Source organism: Lactobacillus sp. C449L (assembly GCF_059900815.1).
Genome location: NZ_JBWXGA010000259.1, coordinates 1 through 447, shown reverse-complemented (window position 1 = coordinate 447; position 447 = coordinate 1). Strand labels below are relative to the sequence as shown.

The 447-nt window shown below is 38.0% G+C and carries 1 protein-coding gene; it reads right to left on the bottom strand.

All coding sequences use genetic code 11. The annotated features are described in order from the left end of the window. On the bottom strand, window positions 1-276 hold a 276-nt coding region (locus AC2JF9_RS09300; RefSeq protein WP_500727200.1), incomplete at its 3' end, for a hypothetical protein. Between the last annotated feature and the right edge of the window lie 171 nt (window positions 277-447).

Below are 447 nucleotides of genomic sequence, written 5' to 3'. Positions count from 1 at the left end.
ATCAACAACCGGGTCAAGAACGTGAGCAAGGGCTGATAAAGTTTGCTCCCCCATCCATTCCTTAGCGGATACTTCTATTGCTATAGGAGCAGATACTGATTTCGAAGCAAATACAGTTGAAGCAAAAGCAATTGTTCCAACCGCTCCGCCTGTAGCAATCGGGATTAGAGCCGAACTTGCAATCTTTGTTGTTCTTTTCATCATGATCTTTTTTCTTGCTTTTTCTTTTGTCTTATAGTCACCAGTCATGAAATCATTAAGTGAATAGGTTTTCATGTTATCCCTCTCCTTTATCGGATGTCTTTTTCGGTATATATCGCATAAGGAAGACCTTTGCATAATTCAATTAACTGTTTCCTTCTAAGTTCTGTTGTCGTTATCCATATTAATTTTGGAAAATACCCTAGATGTTTCGCTATCTTTCCTTCTCTCATTAACCCTTTATAC